26 protein-coding genes and 1 pseudogene are annotated in these 24,574 nt (G+C 33.5%); 26 read left to right on the forward strand and 1 reads right to left on the reverse strand.

What is annotated here, in order from left to right:
• Positions 1–11 precede the first annotated feature (11 nt).
• Positions 12–1,475 (reverse strand): SulP family inorganic anion transporter, encoded by a 1,464-nt coding sequence (locus MHB74_RS28165; protein WP_000229539.1) that lies wholly within the window; start codon positions 1,473–1,475, stop codon positions 12–14.
• A gap of 180 nt (positions 1,476–1,655) precedes the next feature.
• Between MHB74_RS28165 and MHB74_RS28170 the strand changes: the two genes are divergently transcribed.
• The 26 genes and pseudogenes from MHB74_RS28170 to MHB74_RS28295 all read left to right on the forward strand — a co-directional run bounded on the left by MHB74_RS28170 (position 1,656) and on the right by MHB74_RS28295 (position 24,573).
• The gene (locus MHB74_RS28170; RefSeq protein WP_000904931.1) at positions 1,656–2,198 is read left to right on the forward strand and encodes a recombinase family protein; all 543 of its coding nucleotides are present in this window, start codon (positions 1,656–1,658) and stop codon (positions 2,196–2,198) included.
• A gap of 272 nt (positions 2,199–2,470) precedes the next feature.
• Positions 2,471–2,824, forward strand: a complete 354-nt coding sequence (locus tag MHB74_RS28175) for an ArsR/SmtB family transcription factor (RefSeq protein ID WP_000536398.1) — start codon at positions 2,471–2,473, stop codon at positions 2,822–2,824.
• Position 2,825: 1 nt separating this feature from the next.
• Entirely contained in the window at positions 2,826–3,266 is a 441-nt protein-coding gene (locus tag MHB74_RS28180; RefSeq protein WP_000021465.1) for a hypothetical protein, read from the forward strand.
• A 131-nt stretch (positions 3,267–3,397) separates the two neighbouring features.
• The gene (locus MHB74_RS28185) at positions 3,398–5,161 is read left to right on the forward strand and encodes a SulP family inorganic anion transporter (RefSeq protein WP_001214613.1); all 1,764 of its coding nucleotides are present in this window, start codon (positions 3,398–3,400) and stop codon (positions 5,159–5,161) included.
• A gap of 86 nt (positions 5,162–5,247) precedes the next feature.
• Positions 5,248–5,772 carry a hypothetical protein gene (locus MHB74_RS28190; RefSeq protein WP_000426344.1) on the forward strand — a complete coding sequence of 175 codons (525 nt, stop codon included), beginning with the start codon at positions 5,248–5,250 and terminating at the stop codon, positions 5,770–5,772.
• A 41-nt stretch (positions 5,773–5,813) separates the two neighbouring features.
• Entirely contained in the window at positions 5,814–6,053 is a 240-nt protein-coding gene (gene dltC / locus MHB74_RS28195; RefSeq protein ID WP_000077294.1) for a D-alanine--poly(phosphoribitol) ligase subunit DltC, read from the forward strand.
• Positions 6,054–6,188: 135 nt separating this feature from the next.
• Positions 6,189–6,530: a zinc ribbon domain-containing protein YjdM gene (locus MHB74_RS28200; RefSeq protein ID WP_000067663.1), complete on the forward strand. Its 342-nt coding sequence runs from the start codon at positions 6,189–6,191 to the stop codon at positions 6,528–6,530.
• Between the two features lie 363 nt (positions 6,531–6,893).
• Positions 6,894–7,435: pseudogene (locus MHB74_RS28205) on the forward strand (recombinase family protein).
• 585 nt (positions 7,436–8,020) lie between these two features.
• Positions 8,021–8,368 carry an ArsR/SmtB family transcription factor gene (locus MHB74_RS28210; RefSeq protein WP_000416301.1) on the forward strand — a complete coding sequence of 116 codons (348 nt, stop codon included), beginning with the start codon at positions 8,021–8,023 and terminating at the stop codon, positions 8,366–8,368.
• A 28-nt stretch (positions 8,369–8,396) separates the two neighbouring features.
• On the forward strand, positions 8,397–9,452 hold the full coding sequence (arsB, locus tag MHB74_RS28215) for an ACR3 family arsenite efflux transporter (protein ID WP_000072354.1): 1,056 nt from the start codon (positions 8,397–8,399) through the stop codon (positions 9,450–9,452).
• A 26-nt stretch (positions 9,453–9,478) separates the two neighbouring features.
• The gene (arsC, locus tag MHB74_RS28220) at positions 9,479–9,883 is read left to right on the forward strand and encodes an arsenate reductase (thioredoxin) (RefSeq protein WP_000428325.1); all 405 of its coding nucleotides are present in this window, start codon (positions 9,479–9,481) and stop codon (positions 9,881–9,883) included.
• A gap of 65 nt (positions 9,884–9,948) precedes the next feature.
• Positions 9,949–10,308 (forward strand): arsenite efflux transporter metallochaperone ArsD, encoded by a 360-nt coding sequence (gene arsD, locus MHB74_RS28225; protein ID WP_000717840.1) that lies wholly within the window; start codon positions 9,949–9,951, stop codon positions 10,306–10,308.
• An 18-nt stretch (positions 10,309–10,326) separates the two neighbouring features.
• On the forward strand, positions 10,327–12,090 hold the full coding sequence (gene arsA / locus MHB74_RS28230; RefSeq protein WP_000182869.1) for an arsenical pump-driving ATPase: 1,764 nt from the start codon (positions 10,327–10,329) through the stop codon (positions 12,088–12,090).
• A 23-nt stretch (positions 12,091–12,113) separates the two neighbouring features.
• Positions 12,114–13,058: a thioredoxin-disulfide reductase gene (gene trxB, locus MHB74_RS28235; protein WP_000549739.1), complete on the forward strand. Its 945-nt coding sequence runs from the start codon at positions 12,114–12,116 to the stop codon at positions 13,056–13,058.
• Positions 13,059–13,074: 16 nt separating this feature from the next.
• A complete protein-coding gene (locus tag MHB74_RS28240) occupies positions 13,075–13,356 on the forward strand; it encodes a HesB/IscA family protein (protein ID WP_001027747.1) in 282 nt (93 codons plus the stop codon).
• Positions 13,357–13,383: 27 nt separating this feature from the next.
• Positions 13,384–13,812, forward strand: coding sequence for a protein-tyrosine phosphatase family protein (locus tag MHB74_RS28245; RefSeq protein WP_033695785.1), 429 nt, complete (start codon positions 13,384–13,386; stop codon positions 13,810–13,812).
• 118 nt (positions 13,813–13,930) lie between these two features.
• Positions 13,931–14,770, forward strand: a complete 840-nt coding sequence (locus MHB74_RS28250; RefSeq protein WP_001129155.1) for a heteromeric transposase endonuclease subunit TnsA — start codon at positions 13,931–13,933, stop codon at positions 14,768–14,770.
• Positions 14,751–16,895 carry a Mu transposase C-terminal domain-containing protein gene (locus MHB74_RS28255; protein ID WP_000631828.1) on the forward strand — a complete coding sequence of 715 codons (2,145 nt, stop codon included), beginning with the start codon at positions 14,751–14,753 and terminating at the stop codon, positions 16,893–16,895. The genes MHB74_RS28250 and MHB74_RS28255 overlap by 20 nt, the downstream gene beginning before the upstream one ends.
• Positions 16,888–18,528, forward strand: a complete 1,641-nt coding sequence (locus MHB74_RS28260; protein WP_001285624.1) for an ATP-binding protein — start codon at positions 16,888–16,890, stop codon at positions 18,526–18,528. The genes MHB74_RS28255 and MHB74_RS28260 overlap by 8 nt, the downstream gene beginning before the upstream one ends.
• Before the next feature lie 6 nt (positions 18,529–18,534).
• The gene (locus tag MHB74_RS28265; RefSeq protein ID WP_000888139.1) at positions 18,535–20,418 is read left to right on the forward strand and encodes a TnsD family Tn7-like transposition protein; all 1,884 of its coding nucleotides are present in this window, start codon (positions 18,535–18,537) and stop codon (positions 20,416–20,418) included.
• Positions 20,419–21,083: 665 nt separating this feature from the next.
• Positions 21,084–21,245 (forward strand): hypothetical protein, encoded by a 162-nt coding sequence (locus MHB74_RS28270; protein ID WP_000353863.1) that lies wholly within the window; start codon positions 21,084–21,086, stop codon positions 21,243–21,245.
• A 106-nt stretch (positions 21,246–21,351) separates the two neighbouring features.
• Entirely contained in the window at positions 21,352–22,275 is a 924-nt protein-coding gene (locus tag MHB74_RS28275; RefSeq protein ID WP_000118205.1) for an Rpn family recombination-promoting nuclease/putative transposase, read from the forward strand.
• Positions 22,276–22,483: 208 nt separating this feature from the next.
• Positions 22,484–22,672: a hypothetical protein gene (locus MHB74_RS28280; RefSeq protein WP_000727316.1), complete on the forward strand. Its 189-nt coding sequence runs from the start codon at positions 22,484–22,486 to the stop codon at positions 22,670–22,672.
• A 149-nt stretch (positions 22,673–22,821) separates the two neighbouring features.
• Positions 22,822–23,241, forward strand: coding sequence for a hypothetical protein (locus MHB74_RS28285; RefSeq protein ID WP_001216648.1), 420 nt, complete (start codon positions 22,822–22,824; stop codon positions 23,239–23,241).
• A 66-nt stretch (positions 23,242–23,307) separates the two neighbouring features.
• Positions 23,308–23,658 (forward strand): PrgI family protein, encoded by a 351-nt coding sequence (locus MHB74_RS28290; RefSeq protein ID WP_001233525.1) that lies wholly within the window; start codon positions 23,308–23,310, stop codon positions 23,656–23,658.
• Complete coding sequence (locus tag MHB74_RS28295) at positions 23,659–24,573, forward strand: hypothetical protein (protein ID WP_000892011.1); 915 nt, start codon at positions 23,659–23,661, stop codon at positions 24,571–24,573.
• Position 24,574: the final 1 nt, after the last annotated feature.

Genomic DNA, 24,574 nt, shown 5'->3' on the forward strand with positions numbered 1-24,574 from the left:
CTAATCATGAATTAATGTGAAGAAGCTTTTCTATTTGGGTTATTATATACAGCTAATTTTTCTACGAGTTTCTTACTAGAAGAATTTAAGTTTGTAATGGTAACAATATTTTGATTTTCTTGGTACTTAATAACAACTTTGTCGATAGCTCCAACTGCCGAATCATCCCAAACATGCGTGTTTGAGAAATCAATGACAATGCTTCTATTTTTAACATTAAAATCAAATGATTCTACGAATCCTTCTACAGATGCAAAGAACAATTGACCATCTACATCAAATATCATATTTGAACCATCTTGTCGTTTTGTAACTTTTATCTTTGAAATTTTAGCAACAAAGAATATAGCACTTAGTAATACACCAGCAATTACACCTTTAGATAAATCATGCGTTGCAACTACGATAATAACTGTCACTAACATAACTGCTGCATCACTTCTTGGCGCTTTTACTAAATATGAGAACGAAGACCAATCAAATGTACCAATGGAAACCATAATCATAATACCTACTAGAACAGGCATTGGAATTTGTACAACTAAATCTCCTAATACAATGATGAGAAACATTAAAAATAGTCCTGCGATTAGAGTAGACAGTCTACCACGTCCGCCTGATTTTACGTTGATTACAGATTGCCCAATCATTGCACAACCTGCCATACCACCAAAGAAACCCGTAACAATATTAGCGATTCCTTGACCTCGGGACTCTTGATTTTTATTACTTTCTGTTCCAGTCATGTCATCTACAATAGACGCTGTTAGTAAAGATTCCAATAGTCCAACAATCGCTAAAGCAATGGAATATGGAAAAATAATGCTTAATGTTTCAAATGTGAATGGAACGTCTGGAATAAAGAACGATGGTAATGATTTTGTAATCGCTCCTAAATCACCGACAGTTCGTAAGTCCAAATGCATATAAATCGCAATCGCTGTTAATAATACAATCGCTATTAATGGAGCTGGAATTGATTTAATAAATCGCGGTACAATATAGACAATTGCTAATGTAATTGCAACAAATACATATGTCAGATTGGAAATACCAATAAAATGTGGTACTTGAGCCATAAAAATTAAAATTGCTAAAGCATTAACAAACCCAATCATGACAGCACGTGGGATAAATTTCATTAATCGTGCTACTTTACATACACCAAAAATAATTTGTATAACACCTGTTAAAATTGTTGCGGCTAATAAATAATTTAGCCCGTGCTCTTTTACTAAAGGAACCATAAGTAATGCCATTGCACCTGTTGCCGCTGAAATCATTCCAGGACGACCACCTACAAAGGCAATAATAACTGCAATACAAAAGGATGCATATAATCCCACCATCGGATCTACACCTGCAATAATTGAAAATGCAATTGCCTCTGGAATTAATGCTAGTGCAACAACAATCCCCGCAAGGATATCCGCTCTAACATTTGAAAACCATTCTGTTTTTAATTTTTCTACCACTGTTTTATACACCTCATATCATTTATTTTTTGGCTTTTAAGTCTCATAAAAGCCGTGTTCACATTACGATAAAAACAGTCTAACACTTATCGTCCCAAAAAGGAACCTTTTTGATACTTATTTTACTCGTCCAAGTTATGGTATGATAAAAGAAACGTCTTAACTGTTAGGAGAGCATGTATGTTAATCGGATATATGAGACCGTATCAAGATGATCTGAAATGCGAAGAACAACTAAAAAAATTAGAAAAAGTAAATTGTACAACAATCGTTTCAGAGGAACATTCATCAGCCAAAAAAAGAACACAACTTAAAAGTATGATAAGTAACCTGAACCCAGGTGATAAAATAGTCGTTACAAAACTTTTTACATTAGCTGATTCAACACGCCATCTAGTGGAGTTAATAGAAAACATTGATAGGAAAGGTGCTTATTTTCAATCTCTTACTGAGGGAATTGATACAAGCAATACAGCTGGATATCCATTCGGCTATATTGTAAATCATCTTGTTAATTTTCAAAGTGACGTGATAAGTGAAAAAACAAAAAAAGGTTTATATGAAGCAAAACAAAAAGGAATCACTCCTGGACGACCCAGAAAACCTGACAAAAATGTAAAACGTGCGATAGTCATGTATCAAAGTGGAGAGTATAGTCTCGTTCAAATAAAAGATGAAACAGGGATTAGCAAATCCACGCTATACAGGTATCTAGAAAATTAAATAGTAATTATACTTGGCATAGAACCTAATTTAACCTACAAAAATTGTGTAGAAAAGTAGTTACTCACTAATAAAAAACAAACGATTCTTTCTCTAAAGAATCGTTTGTTTTTTTATTTTATATAAATCATGTTAAAAATTTCATCATGTTGGTTTAAATGTTTATATTGAAAATTTTAAGTTCTAGAAGTATCATATACATATTCAAACATTTGAAGATGTATATGATACTTTTGGGGTTATAATTAAAAATAAATACTAGAGGTGTTTTAATGGGAACCGAAATGCAACAATTTAAAGCTGATTTTTTTAAAGCCTTATCACATCCTTTGCGAATAGGTATTCTAGAACTATTGTCAGAGGGTGAAAGAAGTGTAAATGAAATTCAAACCATCCTTAACAAGGAAGGTTCAGCTGTTTCTCAACAATTAAGTGTACTACGTTCAAAAAACATTGTTGTTGGTACTAAAGATGGAAAACGAGTTTTATATTCTCTACGAGACCCTATGATTGTGGATTTACTGGTAGTTGCACGAAAAATTTTTAACAACCATTTAATCGATACGATTTCAATGTTAGAAGAACTAGATGAAACAGAACTTGAAACGATAGGTAAGGAGGGTTAGGTTGAGCATTGAAGTTAAGAAAGAAGATATCATTCAACATGGAATGGACATATTTCGCTCAATAGGAGCTCATCACGTTTGTAATGTTTGTATTAAAAGTGGAAATTCTTGTTGTTTTTCATGTCAACATTTACAGGATGGAGTTGGATGTCAAAAAAGAAATACTGCTTGTACAGCTTGGTTATGCGGGATTCAGAGCTTTTTATTTGACCAAATAGGGTTATTGGATGAATGGAATCGTTTCTGGATTGAAATTCCAGGACAAATGTTTCGTAGAGATATTACTCCAGATAAGGTAAGAATTACCTCGTTTATAGATACGAAGAAGCTAGATAGTCGAGCCGGAGAGCTTCTAGCGGAAAGATTGAAATTCTACGTACAACAAGGTGGAGATATCAGCAAACTAGAGCGTCATTTAAGCAAAACATATAACCAATATTAGGATGATGCTCTCTTTTAAATAAGGAAAAAGTGTAAGAGTATAAGAAATGAATTTGCAATTCAAATTCAATAAAAGATAATATTCTTTCGGAGGAAGTAAGATTTATTAAAAATAGAAAAGAAGGGTTTGTAATGAGAGGGTTATTTACGGGAAGGTTTGCAGGATATTCATTGGGACATTTTCAAAAGGATCTTCTTTCAGGAATAATTGTTGGAGTTGTTGCGATTCCACTTGCTATGTCTTTTGCTATAGCCTCTGGTGTTAAGCCAGAGTATGGGATTTATACAACATGTATTGCCGGGATACTCATTTCGCTATTTGGTGGTTCAAAGTATCAAATTGGAGGACCTACAGGTGCTTTTGTTCCGATTCTTTTAGGAATTGTTATTACCTATGGGTATGAAAATTTACTACTTGCTGGTTTATTAGCTGGAATTATCTTATGTCTTATGGGAATTTTTAAACTAGGCTCTTTAATTAAGTTTATTCCACGACCTGTAACAATTGGCTTTACATCAGGTATTGCTGTCATTATCTTTACGGGACAAATTGCTAGTTTTTTAGGTCTAACAGGTATAAAAAAGCATGAGGAATTTATAGCAAACCTGAAGGAAATCTTCACTCATATCGGTACGATCAATTTTTACAGTGTTATAACTGCTTTGATTTGCCTTTTTGTTATACTCATAACACCAAAGATTTTGCCAAAAGTGCCAGGTTCATTAGTAGGTGTTGTTATATCAACTTTAATTGCAACTATATTTTTCTCAGGTCATGTACCTACTATTGGTACAGCATATGGTACGATTCCAAACACACTTCCTCAATTTGGTATACCCGAAATCACATTAGAGCGTATAAAACAGTTAATCGGTCCTGCATTTGTTATTGCTATGTTGGGTGGTATTGAATCTCTTTTATCCGCTGTCGTGGCAGATGGTATGACAAATAGTAAACACAACAGTAACAAAGAACTGATTGGTCAAGGAATTGCCAATATTGTTACACCGTTATTTGGAGGAATTCCAGCAACTGGAGCGATCGCTCGAACAGCAACTAATATTAAGAGCGGAGCTACATCTGCGATGTCAGGTGTTTTTCACGGGGTATTTGTGTTATTCACACTTCTACTATTGGCTCCATATGCTTCACATATTCCACTTGCCAGTATGGCTCCCATTTTAATGGTGGTAGCTTGGAATATGAGTGAACAAAAACATTTTGTTCACATACTTAAAATGAAGACGGGGGATTCCCTTGTCTTGCTTGTAACATTTTTGCTTACTGTATTTACAAGTTTGACAACAGCTGTAGAAATCGGTCTTATTTTAGCGGTTATTTTGTTTACAAAACGTATGAGTAATATGCTTGTCATATCTAAAGTGCTTCCTGATCATACAAAAAAGAATGAAAAATTGTTACCCCATGTGGTAAATAAAGCTCATGATTGCCCGCAAATTGGTATTTACACAATAGAAGGGCCATTATTCTTTGGGGCTGCTCAAACATTTGAACAAAATATTTTAGCAACCATTCATTATAAACCCAAAGTTTTAATTTTACGTATGGGAAAAGTTCCTTTTATTGATACAACAGGAGAGTCTTACTTTAGGAATATTGTTCAGCATTTTAAAAAACAAGGTGGCGTACTTCTCATTTCAGGAATTCAATCAGAGCTAAAAGCAACTCTAGATAAGAATGGATTGTATGCTGAGATTGGGGAAGAAAACTTTTTTGATCATACCGGGGAAGCCATTAACTGTGCTTTAGGACATTTGAATACAAAGAAATGTATAGGGTGTAAGCATTTCGCTTTTCATGAATGTACCGAGCTTTCTCAACAATCTCAGGAAGTGAATACAATAAAGAATAAGGCAAATGCATTAGATTTTTAAAAAATTTACTTCACATACAAAGTTTGTTTGATTAGATCTACTCTTTTAATCCTTTTATTAAAAAATAGAGAAGGAGAAAGTTTGCTTTGGAGAATGCGGAAAAGATTTTTGCAAGGTGTGAACAAGAAGGTTTTTCATACATCCAACATATGATCATGAAACAGCAAGAAGAGAATATCTTCCTTACATTTAAACGAAAAACGGATTATACAAACAGTATCTTTTCAAAAGAGGATAAAAATAATTATGAAAAAAATGTCTCGTTTTTTTCTCATGTTTCTGGTGGTGTAATTATATGGGGAGTAGCTTCGAGTAAAAATAAAGATGGTGTGAACATAGCTAAAAAAATCCAACCTATCTCTAATGGAAAAGAGTTCTTAAGTAATCTAAATTGTTTATTTCCAAAAGATTTTTCTGCCATAAACCCGGATGTTAAAAACATATATATTCCTTTTCCTAAAGAAACAAACAATGGATTTGTAATCACATATGTTCCAGGGAACAACTATCTGTTAAGCCTTAATAACTATTATACAAAGACCAGGGATAACTTTGTAATGATGATGGGGCAAATTCTTTTAAATGATGTGTTAAAAAATAGAATACTATGAAGAAATTCATTATAAATCATGGATATAGAGGAGAATAAATAATGTCTCAATTTAAAGAGCAAGTATTAAATGTGTTAGAAGACGTATGTGAAAATGATATCGTAAAAGAGAACCCAGATGTGCAATTATTCGAAGAAGGAATTCTAGATTCTTTTGCTACAGTATCTTTATTAGTAGAATTTCAAGAACGTTTAAACATTGAAGTGTCTATTTCTGACTTTGACCGTGATGAATGGGCAACACCGAACATGATCATTAAGAAACTGAAGGATCTGCGATAAAAATAGGTTCTTGAAACATAGATAAGGGCAACTTCTTAAATTTCAACTTTAGAATTGTTAGTCTTATGAAATTATAAAAGGGAAGTTTTAAAAAGCTATATATAATGAATGACTACAAGTGGAGGAAATAAAAATATGTCTAATTTACCTAATTGCCCAAAATGTAATTCAGAGTACACTTACGAAGATGGAAATCTTTTTGTTTGCCCAGAATGTGCCCATGAGTGGACTTTAGAATCAGAAACTGAAAATAGTGAAGATACAAAGGTAATTAAAGATGCAAATGGAAATGTACTAAACGATGGTGATTCTGTAACAGTCATTAAAGATCTTAAAGTAAAAGGAACTTCATCTGTTGTAAAAATCGGTACAAAAGTAAAAAGTATTCGTTTAGTGGATGGAGACCATGATATTGATTGCAAAATTGATGGTTTTGGAGCGATGAAATTAAAATCTGAATTTGTTAAAAAGATATAAATGCGATTTTCATGCAACAGAACTAGTTTAATTGTTTAAAGTCAATGAATATACAACATTTTTAAGGTAGAAATGAAACAACTTTTATAATAAAAAGACCTCATTCATGATAAATATTCTTGAACGAGGTCTTTCTGTTTTTTTGAACTTATTTCAACCATACCTGTGTTTTTGGGGAAAACGATGCATGAGTATGTTGGAAGTATAATAACCGAAATTACTTAATATATAGAAAAACAGTTTTTAAATTGGAAATTAGAGTCTTAGAGTGGTTTTTATGTCATTTGGTTGGCGGGACCCCGTCATGTATCTATAAAAGTAGAAAAAGGTTATGTCATGGAAATGAAATCCAGTCTATGACCCATTTTTACACGTATCCCGGCTGAACCCCAAGATGACTTGAAATGTGAAGAACAACTCAAAAGCTTAGAGAAATGTAATTGTACGATGATTATCTCAGAGGAACATTCATCGGCAAAAAAAGAGTACAACTTAAAAATATGATAGATAACCTAAAGCAAGATGATAAAATTGTTGTTACAAAACTGTTCACATTAGCTGATTCAACACGTCATCTTGTTGAGTTATTACAAGTCATTGATAATAAAGGTGCTTACATTTACTTTGTTCAAGAAGATATTGATACGAGTCATGCAAATGGGTATCATTTTGGAGATATTATAAAACATCTTGTTGATTTTCAAAGTGATGTAATTAGTGAAAAAACGAAGAAAGGCTTGTATGAAGGGAAACAAAAGGGAGTTACAGCAGGACGCCCAAGAAAACCTGATGAGAATGTAAAGCGTGCTATTGTAATGTATCAAAGTGGTAACTATAGTTTAGCTGAAATACGAGAAGAAACTGGAATCAGTAAATCTACTTTATATAGATATTTAGAAAATTAAATCACATTAAGGGCCTTTGTAAAAGGCTCTTTTTATTTTATCTAGGTACAGTATGTTTACAGTATGTAGTAACAACTAAAAAATAGAAAAAAGTGAATTATTAAGTATATAACTATATACTTATGTTATTGTTATAGAAAAGAATTTCTAACAAATCTTTACAAAAGGGATGAAAAATTTATTAAAAGGGGAGATCTATTTGATTGATCAATTATTTATTGTGGGGATTTACCTACTAATCATTTTTATGTGTACATATATCACATTAGAGTATCGACAGCATAAAATGAGTAAACAGTATTTTGTAGTATGGTTAGTTGCTGTTTTTTTAACAGGTCCATTCGGTTTTCTTTTATATCTGTTATGTGGCAAGAGATACAAAGGTCTGTAAGAATACGTTGTAAAGAAGTATTGTAAAGGTTTTGTAAAGAATGAGCTTTTCGGTTGATTATATAAGTAGTTAATTATATACTTATTTCAAGAAGGAGAGAAAATTAAAAAAGAATCTATTTAATGAATATTATGTTTAATTTTCGCTCAATATATAAGTGTATGCTTATGTATTTATAAATAGGAGGTGTGGATATGGAAAAAACGGTTATAGAATTAACAAGAGTGTCACAGTTACTAAAGCTACTAGGAGACAAAACAAGACTAACAATAGTATCAATTCTCAAACAACGTGAATGTTGTGTCTGTGAACTTCTTGAAGTGTTTGACATGAGTCAACCTTCAATCAGTCAACATCTTCGAAAGTTAAAGGATTTAGGCTTGGTGCAAGAAGAGCGTAGAGGTCAGTGGATTTATTATTCTTTAAATCAAACAAGTGATTTATACGCACTTTTAGAAGATATTTTAGCGCATGTACCAGACCAAACAGAGAAAATTAAACAAATTGAGAAGAGCAATCCTACACTCCAGTGTGGTTGTTAATAAATAGTTAGAAAGGGAAGTGAGAAGGATGAGCAACACGGGGAAAAAACGTCTGTCTTTCCTAGATCGATATCTAACCCTTTGGATTTTTCTTGCAATGGCAGTAGGAATTGGAGTTGGCTATATATCCCCTGGATTTGTTGAGGGCATGAATAGCTTACAAGTAGGAACAACCTCTATACCACTTGCGATTGGGTTAATTTTAATGATGTATCCTCCATTAGCAAAAGTTCGTTATGAAGAGATGGGGCGCGTTTTTAAAGATGTAAAAGTATTGGTATTATCACTTGTACAAAACTGGATTATTGGTCCTATTCTTATGTTTGCCTTGGCAATTATATTTTTACAGGATAAGCCAGAATACATGGTGGGCTTAATCATGATTGGTTTAGCTCGTTGTATTGCGATGGTTATCGTATGGAATGACTTAGCGAAAGGTGATACGGAGTATGCGGCAGGATTAGTTGCTTTTAACTCTGTATTCCAAATGTTATTTTTCTCAGTATACGCTTATGTGTTTGTAACAGTCATTCCAGAATGGTTAGGAATTGAAGGAGCTGTTGTAGATATTACAATGGCAGAGGTTGCAAAATCAGTCTTTATTTATTTAGGAATTCCGTTCATCGCAGGAATGTTAACACGTTTTATTTTTGTAAAAACAAAAGGGCGAGAGTGGTACGAAAAAGTATTCATTCCCAAAATCAGCCCAATTACATTAATCGCATTATTATTTACAATTATTGTGATGTTCTCATTACAAGGTGAAGCTATTATTAGCGTACCATTCGATGTTGTACGTATTGCAATCCCATTACTGATTTATTTTGTATTAATGTTCTTTATCTCTTTCTATATGGGTAAGAAAATTGGTGCAAGTTATGGAGTATCAACAACATTAGCATTTACAGCTGGAAGTAACAACTTTGAATTAGCAATCGCTGTAGCTGTAGGTGTATTTGGAATCCAGTCTGGTGCAGCGTTTGCGGCAGTTATCGGACCTTTAGTCGAGGTGCCAGTTATGATAGCGCTTGTAAATGTAGCACTTTGGTTCCAACGTAAATACTTTCAAACACAACCAAAATAACTAATTATAATAAAGGTGGAATTATCATGGAAAACAAAAAAACAATTTACTTCTTATGCACAGGAAACTCTTGTCGTAGCCAAATGGCAGAAGCTTGGGGCAAAAAATATTTAGGTGACAAATGGAATGTACTTTCTGCTGGTATTGAGGCACACGGAGTAAATCCAAATGCGATTAAAGCACTGAATGAAGTAGACATCGATATCACGGATCAAACATCTGATATTATTGATCGCGACATTTTAGACAAAGCGGATCTTGTTGTAACGCTTTGTGGCCATGCAAATGATGTATGTCCAACAACGCCACCACATGTAAAACGAGTTCACTGGGGCTTTGATGATCCAGCTGGTCAAGAGTGGTCTGTATTCCAAAAAGTTCGTGATGAAATTGGTGAACGTATTAAAAAGTTTGCTGAAACAGGAGAATAATTGAAAACAAAATAAGCCGAGAATTTTTTCTCGGCTTATTTTATAAAGAAGGGGAGAAATCAGAGATGAAAAAGATTGAAATTTTTGATCCTGCAATGTGTTGCTCTACCGGAGTTTGCGGCCCAAGTGTTGATTCAGAATTAATTCGTATATCAGTTGCTGTTAACAATTTGAAAAATAAAGGAATTGATGTAACTCGTTATAATCTTGCGAGTGAACCAGATGCTTTTGCTAATAACAGTGTTATTAGTCAGTTATTAATGGATAAAGGACCAGATGTGTTACCTGTAACTATAGTAGATGGAAAGATAGTAAAAGAAAGAGTTCATTTAACAAATGAAGAATTAGCACAATTAACGAATATGACGGAAGAAGAGTTAAGTCAGAAGCCAAAGATACGTTTAAATGTAAACGTAAAAAAATAGAGAAAGAAGTGAAAGGCAATGACAAACCTATTTAATCCAAGCACAATGACATTTACACCATTTCTATTCTTTACTGGTAAAGGTGGCGTAGGTAAAACATCAACCGCATGTGCAACAGCCATAACGTTAGCTGATATGGGGAAACGTGTTTTGTTAATTAGTACTGATCCCGCTTCAAATTTGCAAGACGTATTTGAAATCGAACTAACCAATAAACCAAAAGTCATTCCTAATGTTCCGAATCTACATGTAGCTAACTTAGATCCTGAAACAGCTGCTCATGAATATAAAGAGCGTGTTGTTGGTCCATATCGTGGAAAGCTACCTGATACGGTTATTGCGACAATGGAAGAGCAATTATCCGGAGCGTGTACAGTAGAAATTGCAGCTTTTGATGAGTTTTCTACGTTACTTACAAATAAAGAATTAACATCGAAATTCGATCACATTATTTTCGATACAGCGCCAACAGGACATACGCTCCGTCTTCTTCAACTTCCAACAGCTTGGAGCGGATTCCTAGAAGAAAGTACACATGGAGCTTCTTGTCTAGGACCGTTAGCGGGACTTGGAGATAAAAAAGAATTATATAGTCAAACTGTTGAAGCGTTATCTAATCCAAAGCAAACATCGTTAATGCTTGTGACACGTCCTGATAGTTCCCCGTTGCAAGAAGCAGAACGTGCAGCCAAAGAGTTAAAAGAAATTGGAGTTAGTAATCAATATTTGCTAGTAAATGGTGTTTTAACGAACTATGTGCAAAATGATAGTGTTTCTAAAGCATTGTTTACAAGACAAGTACGTGCGTTAGAAAACATGACAGAAGAACTGAAAGATCTTCCAGCTTATGAAATTCCATTAGTGCCGTTTAATGTTACTGGCATAGAGAATATGAGAAAGTTGGTTCAACCAATAGAAAATCTTTCAATTTCAGATGAAGAACAACACAATGTTTCTATACCACCTCTTCAAAACTTGATTACAGACCTATCTAAGACAGGAAAAAGAGTTATTTTTACAATGGGAAAAGGTGGAGTAGGAAAAACAACTGTAGCTTCAGCAATTGCAGTTGGGCTTGCTGAAAAAGGACATCATGTACATTTAACTACAACGGATCCAGCGGCACATATTGATTATGTTATGCATGGCGAACAAGGGAATATTACGATAAGCCGTATTGATCCAAAACTAGAAGTAGAAAATTACCGTAAGGAAGTTATTGAGCAGGCGAAAGATACAGTAGATGAAGAAGGGTTAGCGTATTTAGAAGAAGATTTACGTTCTCCTTGTACAGAGGAGATTGCGGTATTCCGTGCTTTAGCTGATATTGTTGAAAAAGCAAATGATGAAATCGTGGTAATTGATACCGCACCAACAGGTCACACATTATTGTTACTAGATGCGGCGCAAACGTATCATAAAGAAATCGCAAGATCTTCAGGTGAAGTACCGCAGTCTGTGAAAAACTTACTACCACGTCTTCGTAATCCAGAGGAAACAAGTGTTGTAATTGTAACGTTAGCAGAAGCGACACCAGTTCATGAAGCAAGTCGTCTACAAGAGGATTTAAAACGTGCAGAAATTTATCCGAAATGGTGGGTAATTAATCAAAGCTTTTATGCAACGCATACAATAGACCCAGTATTAAAGGGACGATCACAATCTGAAGTGCAATGGATTCAAGAAGTTCAAAAAGAATCAAAACATAATAGTGTGATTATTCCTTGGCAATCAGAAGATGTTATTGGATATGAAAAACTAAAAGAATTGACAGTTCAATAATTGTTCATTAGGAGGCATTCACAATGCATAAAGTCGTTATTTTAGGAACAGGACCAGCCGGATTAACAGCAGCTATCTACTTAGCACGTGCGAATATGAATCCACTTATTATTGAAGGAACTCAGCCGGGTGGACAATTAACTACGACAACGGATGTAGAGAACTTTCCAGGTTTCCCTGATGGTATTATGGGACCAGAGCTAATGGACAATATGAGGAAACAAGCAGAACGATTTGGTGCAGAGTTTAAAAATGGTTGGGTAGAAAAAGTGGATGTATCTAAGCGACCATTTAAAATCACTGTAACTGGAATGGAAGAGATAGAAGCTGAATCCATTATTGTTTCTACAGGTGCTTCTGCTAAATTACTCGGGATTCCAGGAGAGAAGGAAAATATGGGTCGTGGAGTAGGAACTTGTGCAACATGTGATGGATTCTTCTATCGTGGTAAAAAAGTCATTGTAGTTGGTGGTGGAGACTCTGCAATGGAAGAAGCAAACTTCCTAACAAAGTTTGCAACAGAAGTTCATATTGTACATCGTAGAGATGAACTACGTGCATCTAAAATCATGCAAGATCGTGCAAAAGCAAACGAGAAAATTACTTGGGGATTAAATAAAACACCGATAGAAGTAATAGCAGATGGAAAAGTTACAGGTCTAAAAGTGAAAGATAACGAAACTGGTGAGGAAGAAATTATTGAAACTGACGGTATTTTCATTGCGATTGGCCATCGTCCAAATACAGAGTTTTTAAATGGTCAAGTTAAGATAGATGAAGCTGGTTATATTGTTGTAAAACCAGGAACGACAGAGACAAATATACCAGGAGTATTTGCATGTGGAGATGTGCAAGACCATAAGTATCGTCAAGCAATTACGGCTGCAGGAACTGGTTGTATGGCTGCATTGGATTCCGAACGCTTCTTAGAAAATCATGCTGTGCATGATTGGAGTCAATCTTTATAAAACGGGGGAAGTTAAAATGAATATTACAGATAAAGCAAAAGAGTTTATTGAAACTGCTATGAAAGAAAATGGTGTTACAACATTACGTTTTACATTTGATGGTGCTGGCTGCTGTGGTCCTAGCTACGGTATTAATCTAGGCGAAGCACAAGAAAATGATGTCACAGAAACAGTAAACGGTATTCAAGTTGCAATGGATCCAAAGGTTGTTGAAATTGTAAATACATTGACACTAGACTATGTAGAAGATCAACAAGGTGCAGGCCTTGTTATTAGTGGCGGATCTAACTGCTGCTAAAGTATAAATAAAAGGAGACTAACAAACATGACGAACTATCACGAACTTGTAAAAGGAAAAGTATATATTGGTGGAGTAGACGCTATACAAGACGCAGTAAAAAAGCATGGGATTACAGAGGTGTTTGATTTACGTGCTGGAGGAGAAGAGCCAGAAGGATTTCCAGGTGAAGCTAAGCGACATGCTTATCCAATTGTAGAGGGTGTAGAAGGGCAAGATGAATCTGTTAAAAGTGCAATTGGAGCCGTTAAAGAAGCTGTAGAACGAGGAGAAAAAGTATTTTTCCATTGCTCTGGTGGACGAAATCGTACTGGTACGGTTGCTACAGGATTATTATTAGAATTAGGTCATGCTTCTAATGTAGAAGATGCAGAACAACAAGTAAAAACAGTTCGTTCTATTATTGCAATTAAACCAGAGTTAAAACAAGTATTACAAAACCTATATCAACACTAAGAGTGAAACGGATATTTTTTATAAAATATCCGTTTTTTTATAAACAAGAATATGTATTGTACGCATAAAAATATCCGATAATGGAAATGATAAAAATTTTTTAAGAGGGGATATGTAAATGGCAAAGCGTAAAAATGATTGGACGGAAAAGAAAATAGAGAAGTATATAAAAGAAGGCAGAGGACAAGGGGAGTTAAATAACTATAAACCCTGGTTAACGATACAAAATGTATCTTCAACGGGGAATAGCTCTCGTATAATGGGGTGGAAAACTAATAGGAGACATGAGTTTCTGTCGGATTTAGAGAGGGATTACTTTTTTATATTAGAATGGATAGAAGAAGTTATTGATATTCGTGAACAATTTCCATTAAATCGAGAATTGACATATAAAATTGCTGAAGAAAAAGGGATACATCATCCTATTTGTAAAGGAACTGAAACGTTAATAGTTCTGACAACAGATTTTTTCCTGACGGTTCGAGACGGAAAAGAAATTAAATATATTGCTAGGACTATAAAGCCTAGTAGTGAATTAGAAAATGAAAGGGTAATTGAAAAGTTTGAGATAGAAAGAGAATATTGGGAAAGGAAAGGAATCGATTGGGGAGTTGTAACAGAAAAGGATATTCCCGATACGATGAGTCAGAATATTTCGTGGATTCATAACCATTATTATCTCGAAGAAATTGAGGATGAAACTTTTGTGAAATTCTTTTTTAGTTACTTAATGACGTTTCAAAATGTGGATAAGAGCTTTATAGAAATCTGCAATGAGTTTGAAGAACAGTATAATTTGGAACAAGGTTCGTCAATTAATTATTTTAAATATTTAGTAGCTAGAAAGTTAATTTCTGTAGATATCAATACGCAAAAATTAAATATGCGAGGTTTACATATAAGCGAACTAGCTTTTAGTGAAAGGGGCGATGAGAATTTTGATTACGCTATCAGTTAATGAAATATTTAAGTCAATTGATGATTCAAAGATATACAGATTACTCTGGATAGATGAAAGTAATGTTATTACATATTTAATCGATGTATATGATGAAAAAGCTATGCCTTTTGTAGATACACTGAAAAGTCTTCAAGAAGGCTTTTCGAATGGACAGTATATGAAAGTAAGCAATGATGAAGTATTTCCAGTTGTAAATCATCAAGAATTGACAGAAAAAGATATACTTATGAGAGATAAGGCATGGAATATTATACAAGATTTAATAATTCAAGAACCTAACATTTATAAAAGAGATAAAAGAGGTACGTTAATTAGACAAACGAGAGGGAATTTTGGGTGCTCAAAACAAACGATTTACAAATATTTAAAGCGGTATTGGCAAAGAGGAAAGGTCAGAGATAGCCTACTTCCTGATTTTAAAAATTGCGGTAATAAGGGGAAGTCGAAGAATTGGAGCGGAAATAAGACGGGTAGACCGAGAATGACTAATAGCACGGGAATCAATATTACATCGGAATTAAAAGGAATATTCAAGAAAGCTATACAAAATTATTATTTTACAAGTCCAGAAAATACACTGACATATACATACAAAATGATGATTAGGGATGCTTTTCAGGCAAGCATTCGTTATCAAGATGGAACAAAGTATATTGTGATTGAAGACGCAGATACCATTCCTACTTTTCGACAGTTCTATTATTGGTTTCATAAAGAATATGGAGTTGAAGAAATTACGTCAGCTAAGCATGGGAGAAAGAAATTCGAAAGAGATCATAGGGCTGTTTTAGGTTCGTCTTCTTTTGAAGTTTTTGGACCGGGATCCAGATATCAAATTGATGCGACAATCGCTAACGTATATATAGTTTCTCGTTATAATTCTGATTGGGTATTGAAGAGACCAACTATATACTATGTAACGGATGTCTTTACCCATTTAATTACTGGTTTTTATATTGGGCTTGAAGGCCCCTCATGGACTGGAATGATGATGGCACTTTTGAATTCTACAGTTTATAAAAAGGACTTTTGTGCGGATTATGGTATTAATATTACAGATAATTGTTGGCCAGCAGCACATCTACCAGAGATTATTTTAGGAGATCGCGGAGAGTTAGAAGGATATAATGTAAATCATTTGATACAAGGGCTTAATATTACAGTGGAAAATAATCCATCCTTTCGTCCAGACTGGAAAGGCATTGTAGAAAAATTATTTGATACATCTCAAGAAACAATACGCCCCTTTTTACCTGGATATGTTTTAAAAGATTGGGGTGAAAGAGGGGCAAAAGATCCACGTTTAGAGGCGAAACTCAATATAGAACAATATACAAAAATTATTATCAATTTTATTCTGCATTACAATAAAAATTTCTATATGAAGAATTATATACGGGACAAAGATATGATAGTTGATAATGTAAAACCAACACCAATTGAATTGTGGAAATGGGGAATAAAAAATCGCTCTGGGAAATTACGAGTCGTTCATCCTGATATCATGAAATTTTATTTAATGCCGAGAGGTGTTGCTAGAATCACTGCAAAAGGAATCAGATTTGAAAAAATGTTGTATAGCTGTGACACGGCAATACAACAATCATGGTTTGCTACAGCAAGAACAAAGAAAAGTTGGAAAGTGGATGCTTCTTATGATCCTCGAAATATGAATAATATTTATATTCATACAAAGGATGAAAAGATATTTGAAAACTGCTATTTATTAAAACATCAAGAGCGATATCAAGATAAAGCCTTAGAGGAGGTTAGACAGTTAAATAGCTTAGAAAGTAAAGGTTACAAAGAAGAAGAACATATATTACTACAAAATGAAATTAACTTTTTTGATAATATTCAATCGATTGTTAAAGAAGCTGTTAAGGAAGCAAGCAAAAAACAAACAAAGCATGTAATAAAGAGAAAGAAAATTAAAGACATCAAGCATCATACCCAATTGGAGAGGAAAATGCGAAGAACTGAGGAAGTATTTCAACTTGATAACAATGAAGAAGAGGCTCTACCAGAGGTTATTCATTTGGATAAACAACAAGAAGATGAATTCAAGCGTCGCTCAGTTAAAGAATTATTTAATAAAAGGAGGAGGCATAAGCATGAGTGACACTCTAAGAGAAATACAGTTAGATAATGGGACATACGCTTTTCTAGCTCAATATCAGCAACAGCAATTAGTTGATTATCAGGGGAATCCGCTGATAGAAGCTTTACCTGGCATATTGTCATATGAAGAAGCTTTTGATCAACTTAGCTTCCTACCCAATTATCATGAAAAAGAAAGAAATTTATCAGATCATCATCGATTTCATGCCTTATTACGTTTAACTCGTTTTTTTCAACCAATTTCTCAAACATTAGACTTGGAAAGACGTTTTTCAAGATTTTTACGCTATGGATATGTGAATCGGAATCCTCTTCAAAAGCAACACGTTCAAGTATTAAATGAATTACATCATCAATTAGTAGAAAGAAATAATTTAAGTCTGCCGGCGGATATACGGGCTACTGCATCTAGTTTTACATTAATGGGTTTCTCTGGCATTGGAAAATCAACAGCTATAGAACGAATACTTTCATTATATCCTCAACTTATTATTCATAGAGATCCCCTCAATACGCTTCAAATTGTTTGGTTAAAATTAAATTGCCCACATGATGGGTCGTTAAAGTCATTATGTCAAAACTTCTTTGAAAAGATAGATCAATTAATTGGCACAAACTATCTCGAAAGTTATGGGAAATCCTCTAATTCTATAAGTTCAATGGTAACTAGGATGGGGCAAATTTCTAGACTACATTGTGTTGGTGCATTGATCATAGATGAAATTCAACATCTGTTGGCAGCGACAGGGGATGCCTCTGAGAAAATGATGAATTTTTTTGTTACCCTTATTAATGAAATTGGTATTCCGGTAATGATAATTGGAACCATGAGGGCTAGGAGCCTTTTACAAAAAGATTTTAGACAAGCACGTCGTGGTAGTGGACAAGGTGATATGGTCTGGCAACAAATGAGCAATAAAGAAGATTGGGAAGTTTTAATTACAAGTATGTGGGATTATCAGTGGACAAAGCAACATGTGGAACTAAATCAAGATTTATTAGATGTTATTTACGAGGAAAGCGAGGGTATTACTGATATAGCTATAAAGTTGTTTTTACTAGCACAGGGGCGAGCGATTGAAACGGGCATAGAAAAAATTTCATCAGAATTAATCAGAAAAGTGGGTAAAGAAGATTTAAGACTTGTTCAACCTATGCTTCAAGCTCTTAAATCTGGTTGTGAAACAGAAATTGCAAAGTATGAAGATCTTGTATCGTTAGATATACAAGATTATATATTTAATAAACTTCCAGTAATTGATATGAGAGCCAAACTCCAAGATAAAAAAGAAAAAATCGCACAAGAGCGTCAGAAAATAGAACCAACAAAGGTAGAGAAATTGATTATTTCCCTTATAAACTTAGATATAAACGAAAAGGATGCAGAAAGAGCAACAAAATATGTATTAAATAAATCACCTAACTCTAAAATTAGTGAGTTGATGAAAGAAGCTTTACAATATATTAAGGACAAAGGAAGCAAAAAGAAAAAAGTTGTAGTAGAGGATAAAAATAAATTAAAGTGTATCATTGATGAAGGTAAAAAGAATAGACAGTCTGCGTATGAGGCTCTCAATGGTGAAGGATATATTAAGGACCCTTTAAAAGAATTTAATTATAAAGAATCAAGGTGATGTAAAATGCTTGATTATTTTCCTGTACCGTATGAGGATGAATTGTTTTATAGTATAGTCTCTAGATATCATATTCGAAGTCCAGATTTATCAAAAAAGCATACTATGAAGAAGTTGTTTAATAAAAGTGGCTGTTTCTTCGGGATTGAATCCATTGGTGAATTAAAATATTTAGTTGATAATTTACAAGTGTTTTCAGATGTGTTTACTGAAAAGTATTTTATAGAAAGGCATTCACTGATTCCACTTATAAGACCATTTAAAACAAAAGAATGGTACGAACAATTAAGCATAGGAATCTCTTCAAAAGTTTATCAGAGTTTATTTAGTTTGAAAAAAGGGAATATAAAGTCAAAAGAGCATTTATATTATTGCTCTGTATGCGTAAAGGAACAATATCAACTTTATGGTGAAGGGTATTGGAATAGAGTACATCAGGTTCCAGGAGTTTTTGTATGCATTAAACATCAATTACCTCTAAAGAAACATCCGGTTAATATTATGACTTTTCGGTCTCATAATTTTATCTATCCAAATCTAAAGGATAGTAACAGCAATGAGATATTCATGGAAAGTGAACTTGTGGATGAATTAATAGGAATTGCAGAAGATGTAAAATATTTGCTAGATAAAAATTTTTCGTCTTTTTCAAAAGATTATTATGTTGAGAAATATGAGACACTTTTGAAGGTTAAAGGGATTGGATACCCCACTTTAAAAAGACATCAGCGCTTAAGGGAGTTACTTCAAGATCATTATTCGCAAACCCTATTAAGGATGTTAGAATCCTCATTTAAAATAGATGAAAGATTATCATGGGTAAATTATATTCTGGGGAAAGGTAGTATACAATTTTGTCATCCCATTAGGCATATATTGATTATGCGATGTTTGTGTGGCTCAGTAAAAAATTTTTTTGAAAATGAATATTTGTATGAACCCTTTGGAAAAGGTCCATGGTTATGCATGAATTCCCTATCGAATCATTATTTACAAAAATGTGTAGATAAGGTGGAAATCAGTGTTCACGGATTGAATCGAGAAATTCAAGGGGATTTTGAGTGTGATTGTGGTTATATATATAGACTTAGGGAATGGGAGCAAAACCCCCTAGAAGTTGCATTCTTTAATAATAGGATTATTCAAAAAGGCCACGTATGGGAAGTGGAGTTTAGCAAACTTTTATCTAGTGGATTAACACAAAAAGAAATAGCTATGAAAACGGGTTTTACACCACCGACTATACGAAAAATATTGAAGGATCGTAAAAATGTCCCAATTAAAAAATCGAGAGAAGACAGTTTGAAGGTCGCTCGAGAAAAGAAAACAGCTCAGTACAAGCATAAATGGATACAATTACGAAATAAATATCCAGCGTATACGAGAGCGAAATTAAGTGGTTTAAATAGAGCTGCATATGCGTGGCTAAGCAATTATGAGAGAGCGTGGTTAGAGGAACATTCACCACTTAAGGTTTTGGGGAAGCATTCAAAAAAAAAGAGTGTAGAAAGCTACAATAGAGAAGATTTAATATTAATCGAAGAAGCAAAAAAAATAGTTGATAACTGGGATGAATATGAAAAAAACAGAGGTAAGTTAATTAGAAAAACGTATGCAGCTGTTACGAAAATATTAGGTGTATACCAGAAATGTCAAAAAAAGAAAAATCATTCTTTATTACAAAGTTACATTGTCACAGTTGAAGAATCTTTACAAGATTTTCAAAAAAGAAGAGTTCGATATTTATTAAATACAAAATTCAAAGATAAAGTAGTTACTTTATCTAAAATAAAAGAGGCTGCAAGTATAAAGGTGGCTGTAAGGGAAGGCGAAGGGGATATAAAAGAATACGTTGAAAAATTGATCAAAGCTCATAATCAAACAAACTAAAAGATAGTATGGGCTAAGGATTATAAATCATCGTTTTTAAAACAAAAAAATTCATTCGTGAGTTTAAAATAAATATAACTCTTTTATAAAAAGGATAAACCGAAATCTTTCTATGATTTCGGTTTTTTTATTGAGATATAGTGAGTATGATGAATAAATAAGAGAAGAAGAAAATTAATATCGAATGTATAAACAAACAAGGGGATATAGATAGAAAGTTAACCCATTTTGTTCTGAACTTTTGTTTTACAAGAAAAAATATAAAGAGTGTGTTTTGATCCTTTTCAGAACACACTCTTTATTTATGCTCAAGTATTGAGTGGGAGTGTATAAATTTTTAATAATTTATTTTAGTAGGATAGTCCATAACTTTCTTGTAATAATTAAGATAGTATGCATTCCTAAAGGAAATACATTAGTGTTCAACTTTCTTGTAATTATTTTCTCTTAAGGGCCTTAAATATAATGGTTTAAAAGCATATTAGTAAAAGGGTTTGTTGTAATTAAACACATAATTGTGAAGTTAAAACAAAATTGTACACGTTAAAAGAAAGTCGTACATTTTACAACAAAGTAGAAGTATTAGTGTAAAACTTTCTTTTAACAAAACACTTAACAGTTTAGCTAGAGGACTTTATATAAAAGAAAGGTGTGTATTAAGTATTATGGATATTATGCAACAATTAATGGACGTAGATAAAAAAGCTAGGGAACAAGAAAGAATGGAACTCATTCAACGATTTTATAATGAGGGAGTTTCTATCACGACAATTGCAAATGCGACAAATATGTGTGAAGAGGATATTTCTTATATAGTAAGTAACTAGTAGCCATATTTGATGAGATGAATAGAGGAGAAAAAGATAGAATATAATTCTATCTTTTTTTATGCTCTTAAATACAATTTTAAAACGAGAAAGGTAGAGGGAAAACATGAGTGTATATGTAAAAAAGAATCTAGTAAATTTACGAGTTGATTATGCTTTTAAGCGTTTGTTTGGAGTAGAAGGAAATGAAGATATATTAATTGGGTTTCTTAACGCGGTACTACAATCATCTATTGATGAAGAAATTACATCTTTGCACTTAGATGATCCGCATCTTCCAAGAGAGCAGAAGGATGATAAATTGTCTATTTTAGATTTGCGAGCTACGCTAAATAGTGGTATAAAAATTAATATAGAGATTCAAGTTCGAGACAAAAAAGATATGATAGAACGTTCTTTGTTCTATTGGTCAGGTATGTATTATTCTCAAATGACTCAAGGGATGAAATATACAGAATTAAGACCAACCATTTGTATTAATATAGTGGATTTCATTCTATTTCCAGAAGAGCAGGAGTTTCATAGTATTAATACAGTGATGAACAAAAAATCTAAACGTATCATTACCGAAAATATGCAGTTGCATTTTCTTGAAATTCCAAAAGTGATTCAAGAATGGCAAGGAAAACGAATGGATCCGTGGGAAGATTCTTTAGCGCGTTGGTTACTATTATTTCCTGCGCATGAGGATGAGAGATTAACAACAATCCTGGAGGCGATAGCAATGGAAAAAGATCCAGTTTTGAAAAAAGCAATAGAGGATTGGGAGCGTTTAAGTAGCGATAAGGATTTTTTACGCTTATATGAGGCTAGAGAAAAAGCAATAAAAGATAGAATATCAGAAATAGAGACAGCAGAAGAAAGAGCTGCGAAAAAAGCTGCAGAAATAGCTACAGAAGAAACTAAAATTGCAACTAAGATAGAGATGATTGAAAATATGTTTAAAATAGGATTACCTATAGAAAAAATTGCAAAAGTTGCAGAATTAAGTGTTGAAGAGGTTAATGAAATTATAAGAAATAAAAGGTAGATATAAATGATAAAAAAACAGGTAATTGTGGGTACACACGATTACCTGTTTTTTTGATTTAATGAAAGTAAGTGAATAGATGTGAAGGAAGGGGGAATAGTTATGAAAGTAACAAGAGGAAATGCTATTTGAAGTGTGTAATTTTTACATACTCAATTATTCTGTTATTAAAAAAATATAAAGAATATAAGGGGAAGTTATTTGTATTATGAAAAAGAAAAAAGAAGCATATTATGTACATGTGTATACGCTTAGAGACAAAAGTATAAAATCTATAAAAATAGAACCATGGCGCTCATTGAAAGAGGAAATGAATGTTTTGGGTCTTAAGGACAGTGATATTTTTCAAATTCAAATGGTATGGTACGATCCAAACAAAGAGGATAAAAAGAAATGAAATAAAACGGAACACGAAAAGTCCAATTTTACTTTTTAGGCGTAAATAAGGCTTGTTTTTTTAAAATCGTATTGCTATAATATAAACGTAATAAGATTTAACAATAAAATAAAAAATTAATCAGTTCGCATATAAGAGAAGACCTCAATATGCGCCATGTCCTTAGGGGACGTGTGCGTGTATTGGGGTCTTTTTGCGTTTTGCGAGCAAAAACACCCGGAGGTGCAGGAATTATGTTGAATTGGTTGTCTGCAAAACTTATGACAACATCAGTAGGAGATTTTCTACTGGCAAAAAAAAGTTTTGAGGGGGGGCTTACTGGGCACACCAGTGGTGCAGATGCTACCACTGTACAAAAAAGCATGAATACCCTTGTAACAACACTAATTGGTTTTGGTGGTATTTGGGTAGCAGCTTGCGTTGTATTTGCAGCTATTAAACTATCTGGTGCACAAGGTAAAAACCCTGAAAACCGTACACAAGCCATGATTGGTTTAGCGTGTGCAGCAATTGGAGGCTTTGTCATGATCAAAGCATACGACATCGCTTCTTGGGTTACAAAAATTTAACATAAGAGTTTGTAAAAGCTCTCCTCTATTTGGGGAGAGCTTCTCTTATATAAGGGAGGAAACAAAATGAGAAAAGTAACCGTTCCTGTTGATATGACTTCGGAACAAAAAACACTGTTAGGTGTGCTGAGCAAACGCCAATTGATTTATCTATTGGGTGGCGGAGCATCCCTTTATTTATATGTGCCATTCTTATGGCGGTTATTTGCACCTTTTAATGCGGCGGTAGCATTTTTTATTTGCTTAATTTTAGCAATACCAACAGTAGTAGTTGTAATAACGTTTGCTTTTATTTATAAAGAAAAACAACACATGTATCTAGATAAATATTTACTTATCAAAATGCGTAGCCGTTCTGAAAAAGGCAAGTGGAGAAAAGGATACGAGCCAATTACATGGGTAAAGGAGAATTTATAGATGTTAGAAATGATATATTTTGCGTTGGTAGCCATTGTAGGGTTTTTCTTTTATCGGAAAATGAATGGAAAACCGATGTTTGGTTCTAAGAAAAAGGGGAAAAGCCAGGGCGGGTTAGAGAAACGTACTGCTGAAAAAAATGGAAAGAAAAATAAAAAGAATACGCCTGCTGAATCGGAAATTGATGAGGATAATGTTGATTTCTTTCGTGCTTTTATAGAAGACATTAAGGAAGTTGAAAATCATATGATTCGTTATCATGATGACACGTTTATCCTAATCGCGGAGGCACACCCAGTAAACTATTATTTACTTTCCAATGCGGAACAAGAAGCGATTGATATCAAAATTGAATCATGGTTAACCACATTAGAGTTTAATACGAAGGTATATATCCAAAGTAAGTTTGTAGATTTAACAGATCCTGTACGAAAAATGACAGAAACAATGAAAGGTGCGAAGGACCTTACACCAGAGACAGTACTTTATGGGCAAGAAGTTATCGACAACTTAGAGTACTGGCAACGTTCGCAGCCTCGATATGAACAAAAGCGATATTTAATTTATCCATACAAAGTGGATATTAGTACGATTACAGCTGATACAGAGGATGAATTGGAAGAAAAGATTGTAGATAAAGCGTTTAACGAATTATATCGTCGCTATAATGCTTCCCGAAATCTACTATCGAAAGCAAAAATTAGTGTAGAAATGTTAACAAAAGATAAATTAATAGAACTCCAATATGTAGCGTTTAACCGTCGTAAAGCGGTGAAAGCACGTTTCCAAGATTTAATTGAAAATGAGAACTTCTCTCTCTATTCAACTGGTGAAACAAATGAGAGAAAACTAGAGTTAATGAAGAAAGTGCTAGCGGAAGAAAAAGCTGAAAAATCAAATAATGGGGTGGCATAAG

It is taken from the genome of Bacillus sp. FSL K6-0069, assembly GCF_038007785.1.
Classification (GTDB): Bacteria; Bacillota; Bacilli; order Bacillales; family Bacillaceae_G; genus Bacillus_A; species Bacillus_A mobilis.